The organism is Desulfomonilia bacterium, assembly GCA_036567785.1.
In the GTDB taxonomy this organism is placed as follows: Bacteria; Desulfobacterota; Desulfomonilia; order UBA1062; family UBA1062; genus DATCTV01.
Window position 1 is genome coordinate 1 of sequence record DATCTV010000011.1, and the last position, 14,337, is coordinate 14,337.

General features: G+C 47.0%; 15 protein-coding genes. 7 read left to right on the forward strand and 8 right to left on the reverse strand.

Annotated features, from left to right (window positions below; all coding sequences use genetic code 11):
• The 7 genes from VIS94_03060 to VIS94_03090 all read right to left on the reverse strand — a co-directional run.
• Positions 1-191 (reverse strand): hypothetical protein (locus VIS94_03060; GenBank protein HEY9160049.1); only part of this gene is annotated, 191 nt, incomplete at its 3' end.
• Between the two features lie 39 nt (positions 192-230).
• The gene (locus tag VIS94_03065) at positions 231-569 is read right to left on the reverse strand and encodes a P-II family nitrogen regulator (protein ID HEY9160050.1); all 339 of its coding nucleotides are present in this window, start codon (positions 567-569) and stop codon (positions 231-233) included.
• Positions 570-634: 65 nt separating this feature from the next.
• Positions 635-973 (reverse strand): P-II family nitrogen regulator, encoded by a 339-nt coding sequence (locus VIS94_03070; protein ID HEY9160051.1) that lies wholly within the window; start codon positions 971-973, stop codon positions 635-637.
• A 28-nt stretch (positions 974-1,001) separates the two neighbouring features.
• A complete protein-coding gene (locus tag VIS94_03075; GenBank protein HEY9160052.1) occupies positions 1,002-2,252 on the reverse strand; it encodes an ammonium transporter in 1,251 nt (416 codons plus the stop codon).
• A 204-nt stretch (positions 2,253-2,456) separates the two neighbouring features.
• Positions 2,457-3,548, reverse strand: coding sequence for a type IV pilus twitching motility protein PilT (locus tag VIS94_03080; GenBank protein HEY9160053.1), 1,092 nt, complete (start codon positions 3,546-3,548; stop codon positions 2,457-2,459).
• 184 nt (positions 3,549-3,732) lie between these two features.
• Complete coding sequence (locus VIS94_03085) at positions 3,733-5,367, reverse strand: hypothetical protein (GenBank protein ID HEY9160054.1); 1,635 nt, start codon at positions 5,365-5,367, stop codon at positions 3,733-3,735.
• A 64-nt stretch (positions 5,368-5,431) separates the two neighbouring features.
• Entirely contained in the window at positions 5,432-6,913 is a 1,482-nt protein-coding gene (locus VIS94_03090) for a hypothetical protein (GenBank protein HEY9160055.1), read from the reverse strand.
• 136 nt (positions 6,914-7,049) lie between these two features.
• Here VIS94_03090 and VIS94_03095 point away from each other — a divergent pair, with 136 nt between their 5' ends.
• From VIS94_03095 to VIS94_03125, 7 genes are all read left to right on the forward strand, one after another.
• Positions 7,050-7,784 carry a DUF3592 domain-containing protein gene (locus VIS94_03095; GenBank protein HEY9160056.1) on the forward strand — a complete coding sequence of 245 codons (735 nt, stop codon included), beginning with the start codon at positions 7,050-7,052 and terminating at the stop codon, positions 7,782-7,784.
• Between the two features lie 168 nt (positions 7,785-7,952).
• Positions 7,953-8,135, forward strand: coding sequence for a hypothetical protein (locus tag VIS94_03100; protein ID HEY9160057.1), 183 nt, complete (start codon positions 7,953-7,955; stop codon positions 8,133-8,135).
• 202 nt (positions 8,136-8,337) lie between these two features.
• Positions 8,338-10,347, forward strand: coding sequence for a radical SAM protein (locus VIS94_03105; GenBank protein HEY9160058.1), 2,010 nt, complete (start codon positions 8,338-8,340; stop codon positions 10,345-10,347).
• Entirely contained in the window at positions 10,340-11,485 is a 1,146-nt protein-coding gene (locus VIS94_03110) for a radical SAM protein (protein HEY9160059.1), read from the forward strand. Before VIS94_03105 ends, VIS94_03110 begins: the two co-directional genes overlap by 8 nt.
• Before the next feature lie 25 nt (positions 11,486-11,510).
• A complete protein-coding gene (locus VIS94_03115) occupies positions 11,511-11,816 on the forward strand; it encodes a PqqD family protein (GenBank protein ID HEY9160060.1) in 306 nt (101 codons plus the stop codon).
• Positions 11,817-11,825: 9 nt separating this feature from the next.
• Positions 11,826-12,935: a radical SAM protein gene (locus tag VIS94_03120; protein ID HEY9160061.1), complete on the forward strand. Its 1,110-nt coding sequence runs from the start codon at positions 11,826-11,828 to the stop codon at positions 12,933-12,935.
• Positions 12,936-13,321: 386 nt separating this feature from the next.
• On the forward strand, positions 13,322-13,933 hold the full coding sequence (locus VIS94_03125; GenBank protein HEY9160062.1) for a PepSY domain-containing protein: 612 nt from the start codon (positions 13,322-13,324) through the stop codon (positions 13,931-13,933).
• Here the strand turns inward: VIS94_03125 and VIS94_03130 are convergent.
• Positions 13,923-14,237: a hypothetical protein gene (locus VIS94_03130; protein HEY9160063.1), complete on the reverse strand. Its 315-nt coding sequence runs from the start codon at positions 14,235-14,237 to the stop codon at positions 13,923-13,925. The two genes, VIS94_03125 and VIS94_03130, sit on opposite strands and share 11 nt — an antisense overlap.
• Positions 14,238-14,337 lie beyond the last annotated feature (100 nt).

Consider the following 14,337-nt stretch of genomic DNA (forward strand, 5'->3'; position numbering starts at 1 on the left):
CTTATGGTGTCGGTAGGCACATCACCGTGGAACTGAAAATCCCATCCCGCTTCAACCCATACGCTGGCGCCAAGTGTCGCCTTGGCATCGCCGACATTGAAGTCAACCCCTGCAAAAACCGGCGTGGCAAACAGCATTATCGCCACCGATATAATGAATAACCCCTTTAATTTTTCTTTTGTTTTCATCATAAAACAGTCTCCTCTCACAGGAATATATAATGTGTGTAGCTATCTCGCGTTTTTACTCCACCATAAACCGGTGCTAACCACCATTGCATCATCAACGGGATGGACGAATATTTCCCCATCACCGATGCTGCCTGTTGATGCAGCTTCCCTGATCAGATCGACCACCTTGGCCGCTTCGGCATCCTTCACAGTCACCTCGATCCTGGCCATCATCGTATCAATATCGTATGAATTTCCCTTGACCATAACCTTTAAATGCTCAGATGCGCTCCGGTCTTCTATCGCTGAAAATATAACACCTTTCTGCCCGGTTCTGTTCAGTGTATTACACACATCTTCAACCTTGTCCGGACGTATTATAGCCTCAATTCTCTTCATGGTATGTTACTCCTTCATTGGCCGTAAGATTAAGGGCGGAAATATCCATTCCGCCCCTGATCTTATCATATCGCAGCCTGACCGCTTTCACCCGTCCTTATCCTTATTACATTCTCAAGCGATGATACGAATATCTTTCCGTCTCCAATCTTTCCCGTACGGGCCTTAGCAATGATCGCTTCAATGACCTTGTCTGCAATCTCGGCACCAACCGCTATTTCAATTTTAATCTTCGGCAGAAAATCAACCTGATATTCCGCTCCTCTGTAAATTTCCTTGTGTCCTTTCTGGCGTCCGTACCCCTTGACTTCCGTTACGGTTATGCCGGTTACACCGATAGTGTTCAGCGCCTCTTTTACTTCATCCAGTTTAAACGGTTTGATAACTGCCTCAATTTTCTTCATTATCTTACTCCTTCCTGTATGGGTATGATTATCTCAGGTTATAGCCGGTCTCGCCGTGCAGACTCTGGTCAAGCCCTTGGACTTCCTCTTCCTCCTCCACACGCAAGCCTGTTATCATTTTCACTGCTATCAGGATAACCGTGGTCATGATCAGAGAGAATACGATGGCTGTACCTGATGCAACAAGCTGAACAACCAGCTGGTGAGCGTTGCCGTAGAAGAGACCGGTTCCGCCGATCGATGCAAAGAGGCCCGTTGCAATCGCGCCCCAGAGACCACCCACACCATGGACGCCCACGACATCCAGAGAATCGTCATAGCCTAATTTTTCTTTTGAAAGCACCGCGAAATAGCATAAAGCCCCTGCAACAAGCCCGATGATCATTGCAGGCACAGGCGTAACAAAACCCGAAGCCGGGGTAATTGCCACAAGTCCCGCAACTGCTCCAGAAGCAAATCCCAGTGTAGTCGGTTTCTTGCGTATAATCTTTTCACAGATAATCCACGAGAGAGCAGCCGCGCCGGTTGCAATCTGGGTTGCGAAGAAAGCGTATGTAGCGGTTCCATTGGCTGCCGCAGCGCTGCCCGCATTGAAGCCGAACCATCCGAACCATAGAATGCCGGCCCCGAGCATTGTCATTGTGAGGTTGTGGGGATACATGGGTTCCTGGCGATACCCCTTCCTTTTCCCTATAATAATAGCGGCCACGAGAGCGGCGACTCCGGCGTTAAGATGGATTACCGTCCCACCTGCGAAATCCAGCGCCCCCATCTTCTGCAGCCAGCCCCCGCCCCATACCCAGTGGCACAGAGGGAAGTAAACGAGAGTCGCCCAGAGAACTATGAAAAGCACAAAAGCCGAAAATTTCATTCTTTCGGCGAATGCACCAGTTATTAGGGCCGGAGTGATTATTGCAAACATGAGCTGAAACGCACAGAAGAGCAGATGCGGAATTTTATCTGAATATGGACCCGGATCACCCCCGACTCCCGTGAGGCCTGCCCAGTCAAGAGACCCTATGAATCCCCCAAGGTCCGGCCCGAAGGAAAGACTGTATCCGAAAACAACCCAGAGTATGGACACAAGACCCAGACACATGAAACTCTGCATAAGGGTTCCAAGAACATTCTTGGAGCGAACCATGCCTCCGTAAAAAAAGCCAAGACCCGGTGTCATAATCATAACCATTGCCGTGGCAATCAGCATCCATGCTGTGTCGCCTGAATTGATCATAACTGCTTCCTCCCTTTGATGTTTAGTTGGATTGTTAAGAAGCAAGAGGCATGCCACCGTGTATCTTTATGATATTACTTAGGTTATTATTTACCAGTACGTTCTATTGGTTCATTTATGTATCAATTAATGTTTTTAGGTGTTTTATTGTATCATTTTACAATTGGTGTACAATATCTTCACTTCCCTGGCACTCATTACAATTCAGGCCGTGTTCTTGAATAATATTTTCTTTATCTTCCCGGTTGCTTAAGTTCTTGCAAAAAGGCTCTTCAGCTCATCGGGTTGACTTGACTTAAGAAGTGCATCTTCCTGAGAGATGGCACCGCTTACAACTAGCTTGTGAAGCGCTGAATTAAGAGTTTGCATACCGTCTTTCACTCCGGCTTGGAGCATGTTGACTATCATATGCGTCTTGCCTTCCCTGATAAGATTCTTTACGCCCAGAGTGCCAATAAGAATCTCCATTGCACAGACCCTTCCCTTTCCCTCCTTTTTTGGCACAAGGGTCTGGCAGATAATTCCTTCAAGTGTGGTGGAGAGCTGCATCCTTATCTGAGCCTGCTGGTTTGAGGGAAATACGTCGATAACACGATCGATAGTCGATGCGGCGCTTGTTGTATGCAGAGTGCCGAAAACAAGATGCCCTGTTTCGGCTGCGGTAACGGCAAGCGATATTGTATCCAGGTCCCTCATTTCACCGACAAGTATAACGTCCGGATCCTGTCTGAGCACATGCTTCAATGCCTCGGAGAAGGAAAGAGTGTCGCTTCCGAGTTCCCTCTGTCTTATTATACTTTTCTGGTTTTTATGAAGAAACTCTATGGGGTCTTCTATGGTTACAATATGTTCAGCCCTTGACCTGTTGATATAATCAACCATTGAAGCAAGAGTCGTAGACTTTCCACTGCCCGTGGGACCGGTAACAAGTACAAGTCCACGGGGTTTTTTGCTGAGTGCGGTTATTACGGGGGGAAGGTTCAGCTCTTCGATTGTAGGGGGATTTGCAGGAATGGAACGGAATACGGCGCCGAGAGTATTTCGCTGATAAAGCATGTTCCCCCTGAATCGTGAGACCTGCGGTATGCTGTGCGAGAAATCGAGTTCCTTGTTCTTCTCAAATGTCATCTTCTGATCGTCTGAAATTATGGAATAAAGAGCGCTCTTAAGCATTTCATTGCTGATGGTACCGTAATCCGTAAGAGGGACGAGCTTGCCGTCAATACGTATATTGGGAGGAGAACCTACTGCAAGATGCAGGTCGGAGGCTTTCATTGTAACCATTTTTCTCAGGATTTCATCAATACTGAAAGCGCAAGCAGGAGTTTCTACCGGATTCATTATTAATCCCCCATTATATTTTTGATAATTTATCTATGATAACTGGCTGAATTACTTAACGGCGTTTTTCTTGATAGAATTAGGATTTTTTTAATATTGAAGTAATTTTTTAAATGACAGCCGGAGCGGTCTCAATATTTCCGGCTGTCTTCGTCGTTAATTGTACATCACCAAACTCGTTTTACTAATTTACAAAAATAGCATTAGCGTAAATAAACGGGTATTCCTTGATAAAAGGTTTGGTGTGATCCCCAAGCCATTTCCTCAAGTGATATGGAACAATCTTGATTTCAGCCCTGTATGCACCTTTTTCCGTCACTGCATATTCAAGATCGGAATTCAGACTCCCGGCGACCACTATTCCTCCGTCAGGACCGGCCTTAATAAGCCTCACCCTGAATTCGGGTTTTTCAAGGCCCGGATCCATCCTGAAAAATTCAGGCACCTTTATATGCATAACAGGCGAGTCAGCCAGCGATACATTTTCCCCCATTTCAGATATCTTACTTCCGGCTTCGGCATAAAAATCAAACCCTACCGGTTCGCCGAAAACCTGAAAGGCGCCATACATACGGCCTTTAAAGACCGCGCTTTCAATTTCTTCAAGTGTTTGATTCTCAACAAGGACATAATTTGCAAACCATCTCATCATACGGCGGTAACTGTCACCCCTGTCTCCGTCAGGAAGAAGGAACGGCAGAGAATTTCTGTGTGCATCCGTTGCCATAAAGCCTGTTGCGGCACGGGAATAAAGCATCCTGTCCCAATGGGCGATATCAGGTTTCAGTTCCTCTAAAAAGCTCAGAAGCAGGAGATCGGAATGCGCATCAGCCCATGAAGGTGTGAGCATATCCAGTATGCCTGGAATGAAACCAAGGGAAGGCAGCCCCAGATAATCCTCCCTGATGCCGGGATCGATGTTCGCATGCAGGTTATATACATCGATGCCGTCTATCGGAAGATCCAGAAGGTCTTCGGTCTTCCAGCTTTCCGGATGCGTGACAAAAACCATGGCTCCCAGCGCATGCAGGGCATCCACGGTTTCAACGCTCGTACTTGTCAACAGTGCATGCCTCTCTTCAGGCGTGCCGTCGGGCATTCTTTTAAGACCGATCGGCATAAGGTTATTTTCGCTTCCCGCAGTGATTATCGCATTGTTGCCGCAGTCGCATTTTATTATATTCGCTACCGGCCTGCCGTCCCGGTATATCAGCTCGTCACCCTGTTCCGGCTGATAGAGCAATACATCGGGAAACTCATGCCATGAAAAATTATCCGAATGGTCGGACATCATCACAAACTGCTGGTTGGTACTGCATATAGCCTCACGCAGCTGACAAAAGCACTCTGTATTGGGCTTGCCGTCAATGAAAGGCTTGTTGTCGCATGCATCATGCGAATAGATTGAATGCAAATGTATCAGACCCCTGATCACTTTTTGTCCTCTAATATCAGGGTGAGCCTGGATCGGAACTACAAGCGACGGGTCCCAGTAAACATCATTATCTGAGAGTCTAGAGAAATTTGCTTTAACTGCTTTGAAGTTTCTAACATAAACCTGTTTGGCCGTCGGCAGAAAAACTCCACCCCCATCCGGGACAGGTGTCACGATGTAACTGCCATTGCCGACTGAAAACTTGTAGTTGCCCTGGCCATCGGTTACAGCAGTTGCACTTTTATCTCCGCTCAATATTACGGTAAGTCCGGGAATGCCTGTTCCGGCTTCGGTAACAGTGCCTGTAATTTTGCATGCGGAAAAAGCAAAAGCCATAAGAAAAACGAAAACCGGAATAAGATAATTCCCCCTGTTGCTCCTCATCTCATACCTCCAAATGATATTACGGCAGGACCTCCTGACGTAGAATTTACAATCTGCAACTATATTATTTCGGCCTCAGATTTACAAGTCCTATTGCCGTACCCGAGTATATGCATCCGTCAAGCCCCACCTGTGTTGCAGCATATGCACTGTTATATTGAAGCCCGATACCGATGTTAGAATAAAATGCGGAATCACCGGTGTCCCAGTCAACCGCCTCAAGAGTCCAGTAAATGCCGCGCTTGCCTATTGCATATAAAAGTTTTGTTGAAGCGCTCATACAGGGAATGCCGTTGGGAACTGATATTTGTGTGTTTGCCCATACCGATGAAAATGTCCTTGTTTTATGATTCCATTCAAATTTTTCCATACCCCTTGGCGCTATTAACGGGATGCCTGAAATAATGATATTCAGGGTGCGGTTGCCCAGGTCCGCGCCGAGTTCATTGTTTACGACAACCGCTCCATAGCCTCGAATACACAGAGACTGATCAGTCTGCGAATGCTTCGCTTCAGGATCACCGAATCTCACGGGTACCTGTGCAGCAATTCTCCTGTCTTTGGTGCCGGGGATCTGATGCCAGTCAGCTGGGATCTCATCGCGCCAGAAAAGGACTATGTTCATCAGCTCGCTGCCGTCGGTAATGGCCACGAACCTGTCCTGAGAACCTGTTCCCATAAGGGTCGGAGTCGTACCAGAACCATTTCCGAGACGGATCCCGGACTGATCTCCTCCTGTTTCATAATCGGCAATCCATCCGCCTTTTGCTTCGTCGGTTGAAAGTTCCGTACCCGTCCATTGAACACGGTACATTTTCCTGCTTGTTACCACATAGATTCCGCCCTTCTCGTCACAGGCGATAGAATTCGATATCTCATCATCCTCGCCAGGCATTAGGTAATACCCCTTCTCAAAGCTTCTCGACAGAACGCATACTAATCCATTGTTTGTGGCAAAGGCCAGCATGCCGTCATAGGTCATTACAAGGCCTACTATCTTATCATCCGAGCCTTTCAGATACTGTTCAGGAATACAGTAGACATTCCGGATCTTTATTTTTGAAGACGGATCACCCGGAACACTGTCACAATATGCAACAATTCTGGTCATATCAGGGACGAAAAATACGCCATCCTTATCCACAAGGGTATAAGCGCCCGAAACTCCACTTTCGACAAGACCTTTTTCACCGTCCCCGTTTGGGTCTTTTTTGATCTTGTCAATTTCGTGAAGCATCTTGTTCTTTGTGCTCAACTTGAATACATGGGTCAGGTTATTGCCCCATACAACACGGCTGCCGTCATGATATTTCCCTGATATCGGCATGGTGATGCAACCCGGCATGCCTATGATGTAATCCTTGCCTCTTATGCCTGCATCAGGTCCAGGATAGGGGGACGATGCCTGACAGTACGAATTTCTGTGCGTCATGCTCCAGGGAGAATCGGCAAGATAAGGATTGGCCGGAGGCTCGTTTCCGTCATTAACAACTTGAGGGACACAACCCGCTAAAAGAACCGCGATAAGCAAAATCATCCTTTTCATAAACAGCCCCCGCTATAAAAACAAATGATTCATTTAATAATGATTAATAATATCGTTGTTTAACAGCAAGGCAAGTCCTGTCGTAAATCCGGTTAAATCACTTTGATCTCATCCGATTTTCTGTTAGATTTTTTTGATGGCATTCAATTCAAAATCAGTTCTGTCTGCAATTGTCATTGCTGCCTTTACTGTTGCGGCATGTTTCACCACCTGGTTCATAGGCTACACCTTTAAAATGAATTATGAAACGAGAAGCTGGGAACAAATCCCGGCGAAAGTCCTGGAATATGGCATCAAAACCAGCCGGTCTCAAAGTACAGGTTCAATGAGATCAACACTGAACAGCAGCCTCAAGGCTAAATATTCATATTTCTTCAACGGGAAAGCTTATGTCGGCGACAAGGTCGACTACAGCTTCGGTTCGGATAATTTCAGCGACAAAAGACGCGCAAGACAGCTGGCTGCACTCAGTGAGGGTAACATCACTGTTTATGTCAATCCCGAAAATCCCGGGCAGAGCGTTTTTGACAGAAGCCTTCCCGCTCCGCAGATAGCATTCGCAATCATATTTCTTCTCTTCCCCTGCGGTCTGGGCACCATGTTCATAATAGGTACTATTTTTCGGGTTCTTCAAAAAGCCGGCTTCACCTCAACCGACAGGTTCATGATGCCGGTTGCAGGCCTTTTCCACGGCGCCCCAGCTATTTACCCGGTTTTCTTCGATCCGGGCTCGCTCGGATTCGGGACCTGGACCATCATGCTTGCATTTCTGGGACTTTTTACTGTGAGCCTGATATCAATCTATCGGCGCATAATCGACCCGTCTCTTGGCGGGCCCAAATGGCCAGACAGGCTCAAGAAACCAAGTTGATAACTGTATGAAACTCCTGCACAACTTTATTTATTGTCATTTCGAGCAAAGGGAGAAATCTTGGCCAAGGGTGGGCGTGCAGTAACTACTACTGGAAATACACTCATGGCTTGTGTTATAATTATATCAAAGCAAAATTTTCTTCTTATTGGGAGGAGTTTTATAACCATGAAGAAAAAGATATGGCAAACGCCAGAGTTGTTGGTATTGACCCGCAATAATCCGGCAGAGTCTGTTTTAGCCGGGTGCAAAACAGAAGGCAGTCCTATTGATAGTAATCAAAGGGAGAATAACTGCTATGCTGGTATGGATCCCTGTGCAGATGGTTGTTGGTGGACACTTGAAAGTTAAATATCATCGTTAATTTCTCAACTTGATATTCACAATCTTGGGACTCGAAATGTCCTGGCATAAAAATTGTTGAAAATGCTCTAAGAGGATTTCTTCAGGCAGGACGACAGAAGACCCATGTGCATTTATTCTTTAGTTTTCACATCAGAAAATGTAAGTTGTGTCGGATTTAAAACAAAAAATTAACGGAGAAAAATGATTCATGCCTGTAACTATAAATACTTTGAGAATGCCAAGACTCCCGCTCGAATGCAGAATCGACCTTACCTACCGCTGCAACAACTCATGTCTGCACTGCTGGCTCAGACTCCCTGCCGATGCGCCTGAAAAAGAAAACGAAATGTCCTTTGATGAGATTTCAAGCTTTGTCGGTGAAGCAAGAAAGATGGGCTGCCGCAAGTGGAGCATTTCAGGCGGTGAGCCAATGATCAGGCCTGATTTTAAAGATATTTTCGAGTTGATAACCTCTAAATGTACCGGCTACACCCTTAACACAAACGGCACGCTTATAACGCCAAAGATTGCCAAAGCAATGGCTCGCAAAGGATCAAAGATGGTTGCCATTTATGGCGCAACGCCTGAGACCTATGAGAAGGTCACGGGCAACCCGCATGGATTCGAACAGGTTATGAGGGGCCTTTCATACCTGAAGGAAGCAGGTACCGGGTTCATTGTTCAGCTTATTCCAATGCGCGCAAACTGGCATGAATGGGAGAAAATGCAGGAACTGGCAAAACGCTTCAGCAAACACTGGCGCGTCGGGGCCCCCTGGCTTTACCTCTCGTCCAGCGGCTCGCCTGAAAGAAACCGCCAGATCGAGGCACAGAGGCTTGACCCTGCTGACGTCATCGAGCTCGACAAGCCCAATCCTTCGGATGATGAACGATTTCTTGAAATAATGAATACCGAAAAAGCAGAATCGTCATGCGGCTTTGTTTCCACCAATGACGACCGGTTGTTTGCAAGATGCATCGCATGCCGTCGCGATTTCCACATTGACCCGTATGGCGGGATTTCCTGGTGCAGCTTCATAAAAGACCCTGAGTTTCGTTACGACCTGAGGAAAGGCTCTGTCAAAGACGCCTGGGAAAACTTCATTCCCTCATGCACCGACAAGGTTCATGGTGGAGATGAATGGAGGAAGCACTGCGGCTCCTGCCCCATCCGCTCCGGCTGCCGCTGGTGTGCGGTCTATGCTTATCTTGAAACAGGCAGGTATTCGGCACCTTTACCTTATCTGTGCGAGGTCGCTAAAGAGGCGCAAAAGTTCAAGGCCGACTGGAAGAAAAACCACCGCAAATATTTTCAGATTGCAGGAATCACGGTACGGATGGAAAGCGACCTCGACCTGAGCAAAATCAGATTCAAGAATGAACTTGAAGCATTTGAAACAAGCGGCCCCGGTGAAGACAATGTATCGTTCAGGCACATATTCGAACTGCCTGACCTTGCAGGCAAAGATCTTGGGACAGAGCTCTACCGCAAGCCTCCCTGGGCTATTTCCAGAAAGAACGGGGCATGGTTTTACAAAGGCATTTCGCCTGAGCCAGATGACCCATCCATTCACAGGGTCGCTGTATTCAACAATGACCATACGAGAGGAACCATATACAGCAGGCCAGACTATAAAACACGGATTATTAAGGACGGATGGTATTCTCTTTCGCTTTTTCCAACCGACCAGATATGGCTTGGCCCCCTGCTGCCTGACAGAAATGCAGTGTTGATTCATTCGGCAGCAGCAATTGTCAATGGCTCAGGCCTTGTTTTTGTCGGGCATTCGGATGCTGGCAAGTCTACGACAATGGAGATGCTGAAGGCTGCAAGCAGCCAGGGGAAACTAGACGCTGAAATCCTGTGCGATGACCGGAATGTCATAAGAAAATGGCAGGAAGGCTGGAAGGTTCACGGCACATGGAGCCACGGCACGACAGCCGATGTCTCCCCGTCGTCGGCCCTGCTTAAGGCAATCCTGTTTTTGAAACAGGACACCAGGAATATCATCGAACCACTCGACGATAAAAAAGCTATCTGGAAAAAGCTTCTCGCAACACTCATCCGGCCAATGGTAACCGCTGAATGGTGGCAGAAAGAGATGGATATACTTGAAGAGATCATTGCCCAGATTCCCTGTTACACCATGCATTTCGACAAATCAGGGGTAATCGTAGACAAAATAGCAGAAATGACAACAGGTTCAATCGATGAGTGATTTTGTACGATATATAAAACTTACCGAGAAAAGGATTGTTACAAAACTTGGAAACCTTGACATAGAGCTGACCGAGCGCTGCAATAATGACTGCATTCACTGCTGCATAAATCTGCCGGCCAATGACAGAATGGCTAAAGCCCGTGAGATGGGTATCGCTCATATAAAGGATTTGCTTGTTCAGGCTCAAAAGCTCGGCTGCATGCAGGTCAGGTTCACAGGTGGGGAACCTCTTCTGCGGCCTGACTTTGAAGATATTTACCTCTTTGCACGAAAGCTGGGCATGAAAGTACTGATTTTCACCAATGCAAGACTCATAACTGAAAAGCTGGCGGATCTGTTCAAACGCATCCCGCCTCTTGTAAAAATAGAAATCACTTCTTACGGCATGCATGAGGAATCCTACGAGTCGGTGGCCCGTGTTTCCGGGTCATTTAAACAGTTCTGGCGCGGTATTAATCTGCTGCTTGAACGTAACATCCCATTTATCGTCAAGTCCGCACTCCTGCCCCGGAACACACATGAAATTGATGAATTTGAATCATGGGCTTCAGCCATCCCCTGGATGGACAAAAACCCAAAATATTCCATGTTCTTCGATTTGAGAAACAGATGTGACAACGAAGAAAAAAACGCCATGATCAGGTCATTGCGCCTGTCACCTGAAGAAGGCATGAAAATCCTTACACGCGATGCTGATAAATACCGTAAAGACATCAACGAGTTCGCATCTAAATTCATGAGGCCTGCGGGCGACAAACTGTTCGGCTGCGGCGCAGGCTGCGGCATGTGCATTGATGCCTATGGAATGGCACAACCTTGCATGGGGGTGCGCAGTCCTGAATTGATATATGACACTTCCCGGCATTCGCTTGAATCTGTGCTGGAAATATTCAAAAACTTAAAAGAAATGTGCGCAACGAACCCTGAGTATCTGAGGCGATGTGCCAGATGTTTTTTGAAGGGGCTCTGCGAACAGTGCCCTGCAAAATCATGGGCCGAACACCAGACCCTTGACACGCCGGTGGAATACCTGTGCAATATAGCGCATGCCCAGGCCAGATGGATGGGCTGGCTGGATCAAACGGAATTCGGTTGGGAAGTGACTGACTGGAAAGAAAGAATTACCAGCAACTGAAAATTATTCTCGGAGGTTTAATTTTATGGAGGTCAATCTGACAAAAGAAAGCATTTGCCTGCCGTCTGAAGACATAGTTGCCCGTGAAATAGAAGGCGACATCATAATCGTCCCTCTTGTCGCAGGCATCGGAGATGCTGATGATGAACTGTACACCCTTAATGAGACCGGCAAGGCCATATGGAAGAAACTGGACGGCGGAAAATCGCTTGGTAAGATTGCGACGGAACTTTCCGACGAGTTCGCATCCGAAGCCGGCGAGATAGAAAAGGATGTTATAGGCTTTGCATCAGAAATGGTCAGCCGCCGCATCCTTTCAATAAAAAACTGAAACTCTAAAGTGCCTGGAAAACTCGAAATCCAGCAGTTCGGCCTCTGGGACAGGCTGAAGTTGAAACGTTCTCCGATATCGTTCGATATCGAAATAACCGCCAGATGCAATATGGACTGCCGCCATTGTTATATCAATCTTCCTGCAGGCGATAATGAGGCTCTCTTAAGGGAAATGAGCATCGATGAAATCGCATATATTGCCGCTCAGGCCGTCGACATGGGTGCAGCCTGGTGTCTGATTACAGGCGGAGAGCCTCTTCTCCGGAAGGATTTTTCAGAAATTTATATGATGCTGAAGAGAAAGGGCCTGCTTGTTTCGGTTTTCACGAACGCCACTCTGTTTAGCGATGAGCACATAAGGCTTTTCAAAAAATATCCGCCGCGCGATATTGAAACGACCGTTTACGGGGTGACAAAGGAAACCTTCGAGCGTGTAACCCGCCGCCCCGGTTCTTTTGAAAAATTCATTAACGGGCTAAATATGCTTACCGATAACGGCATTAGGATACGGCTTAAGACAATGGCGATCAGATCAAACCTCCATGAACAGAATGAAATTGCAGAATTCTGCCGTGCACGGACAAAGGACTTCTTCAGGTTTGACCCGCAGCTTCATTTGCGTTTTGACGGTAATGAAAAAAGAAATGATGAAATACGCTCCGAACGCCTGACACCTGAAGAGATAATCGAACTGGAGACATCCGATAAGGAGCGGTTCGCTGCTTTGACAAAGAATTGCGGGACTCTGATCAACGAAGAATTCGCACATATGAACTGCAATCATTTGTTCCACTGCGGGGCTGGAAAAGGCAGTTTTAATGTCAGTTATGATGGAAGATTCCGCTTATGCTCATCGTTGTGGGCCGAAGGAACGACTTGCGACTTGAGGAAGAACAGACTGGAATACGCATGGAATGATCTCGTCCCAAGGGTCCGGGACATGCGTTCGGACAAAAAGTCCTTCCTCGAGACATGCCGGAAATGCGCTATCGTCAATCTGTGTCTCTGGTGTCCTGCGCATGCGCACCTGGAAACAGGAGAACTTGACGGCGCAACCCCATATTTCTGCGAGGTCGCGCATACACGCGCAGCAGCCATTAAAAAACCGATTGCATAAGGAAAACCCGGGCCTGAAATAGCATGACCGGGTCCGCCCTTACCTGACAGTTTTCTTTTCCAGGAGGTTGCATGTACTATCCAATATAATCCGACATATTAGGCTGGTGCCGCTGTACATATTCATATGATCTTCTGATATATGCCCGGCTGCAATCTCCCATTCTTTGAGACTTACAAGACTGCCTTTTCAAGAAACCCCGGAATAAAATTAAAGAACATACCCTGTTTGATGTATGACAGGTATTTCGACAATATTGTCGATGTCATTCGGTCATTGTCGAGCCAATTTGTTCCATCATTCCTCAACTTATCGATATTCCTAAGTAATTTTCTGGCACAGCTTTTGATTATACATAATCAAAAAAAACACAAAGGAGAGAAATTATGAAATTAAAGGGAATAATGTTATTTGTTACAGTATTAATGCTGGTCACAATAACAGGGACATCCTGGGCTCGTGTTCATGATGAGCGCCTGCAAGCCCAGAAGATTGCGCTTGAAAAAACAGATGTCAGCTTAAGCCAGGTCATAGATTCGATTGAATCCTCTCATCATGTCAAGGTGATAAGGGCTGAAGTCGAACCTTACAGCCTGTCGGAGGGGCCCATGTGCTATGAGCTTTACGCCTCTGACGGCTCCAGTTCATGGATTGATTCGGTTTTCACCTACACAAAGGCAAAGAAATTCTATGTGGATGTAAGGACTGGGAATTTGCTTGGTCAGGGGAAACCGTTCTGGAGATATTTCTATTTCAGTGCTGCCGGCAAGGCCAATGCCGTTAACCGGGTCAAGCTGTCCATGTCTCAGGCAATTCCGATTGCCGAGAGCGCCACCGGCGGAAAGACGGTACTGGTAAGGGTACACAGGGATAGTGGAATTGTCTTCTATCAGATAACAATGATAGTTAACGATTCTCTCAAACGCGTGCTGGTGGATTCCTATAACGGAAAGGTCACTGAAGTGCCTGCAGACCGGCATGGTCATTTTAAAGACTAGACCGGTATCGATGCAGAGGTGTAAGAGGAATGCCATGAAGTACTGCCGCCAATCCTTTCTGCGCCTCTGCATTCTGATTTTGCTCTGCAAGACCGTATTGGCAGGGTCTGCCCTGGCCGATGATCACATTACAGGAGAGATCCTGACTTTTGATTCCGAACAGCGCATTATTATCGTGCAGCCCCACTATGAGCACAAGCATCGGGATAATGTAACCATTCACGTGCCTCGAATGCCGCAGGAGCTTGAAACCGGAATGCTGATTCACGTACACGGAAGGTATCGTAAGGATGACCGTTCCCATTTTGATGCTACCCGGGTTAAAATAGAGAACAAGGACCTGACAGGTGTCCGGAAACGGCTGCAAAAAATAAAAAACTCTATCAAGAGCAGCCAGCCGGAAG

What these genes read in the sequence shown, in the direction of transcription:
- VIS94_03130 (HEY9160063.1), bottom strand. Translation starts at nt 14,237, where the DNA reads ATGGGAACGGTCATCCTTACGATACCTTCCGTGTACGTGAATCAGCAT.
- VIS94_03080 (HEY9160053.1), bottom strand. Translation starts at nt 3,548, where the DNA reads ATGAATCCGGTAGAAACTCCTGCTTGCGCTTTCAGTATTGATGAAATC.
- VIS94_03110 (HEY9160059.1), top strand. Translation starts at nt 10,340, where the DNA reads ATGAGTGATTTTGTACGATATATAAAACTTACCGAGAAAAGGATTGTT.
- VIS94_03090 (HEY9160055.1), bottom strand. Translation starts at nt 6,913, where the DNA reads ATGAAAAGGATGATTTTGCTTATCGCGGTTCTTTTAGCGGGTTGTGTC.
- VIS94_03065 (HEY9160050.1), bottom strand. Translation starts at nt 569, where the DNA reads ATGAAGAGAATTGAGGCTATAATACGTCCGGACAAGGTTGAAGATGTG.
- VIS94_03070 (HEY9160051.1), bottom strand. Translation starts at nt 973, where the DNA reads ATGAAGAAAATTGAGGCAGTTATCAAACCGTTTAAACTGGATGAAGTA.
- VIS94_03100 (HEY9160057.1), top strand. Translation starts at nt 7,953, where the DNA reads ATGAAGAAAAAGATATGGCAAACGCCAGAGTTGTTGGTATTGACCCGC.
- VIS94_03125 (HEY9160062.1), top strand. Translation starts at nt 13,322, where the DNA reads ATGAAATTAAAGGGAATAATGTTATTTGTTACAGTATTAATGCTGGTC.
- VIS94_03115 (HEY9160060.1), top strand. Translation starts at nt 11,511, where the DNA reads ATGGAGGTCAATCTGACAAAAGAAAGCATTTGCCTGCCGTCTGAAGAC.
- VIS94_03095 (HEY9160056.1), top strand. Translation starts at nt 7,050, where the DNA reads ATGGCATTCAATTCAAAATCAGTTCTGTCTGCAATTGTCATTGCTGCC.
- VIS94_03105 (HEY9160058.1), top strand. Translation starts at nt 8,338, where the DNA reads ATGCCTGTAACTATAAATACTTTGAGAATGCCAAGACTCCCGCTCGAA.
- VIS94_03085 (HEY9160054.1), bottom strand. Translation starts at nt 5,367, where the DNA reads ATGAGGAGCAACAGGGGGAATTATCTTATTCCGGTTTTCGTTTTTCTT.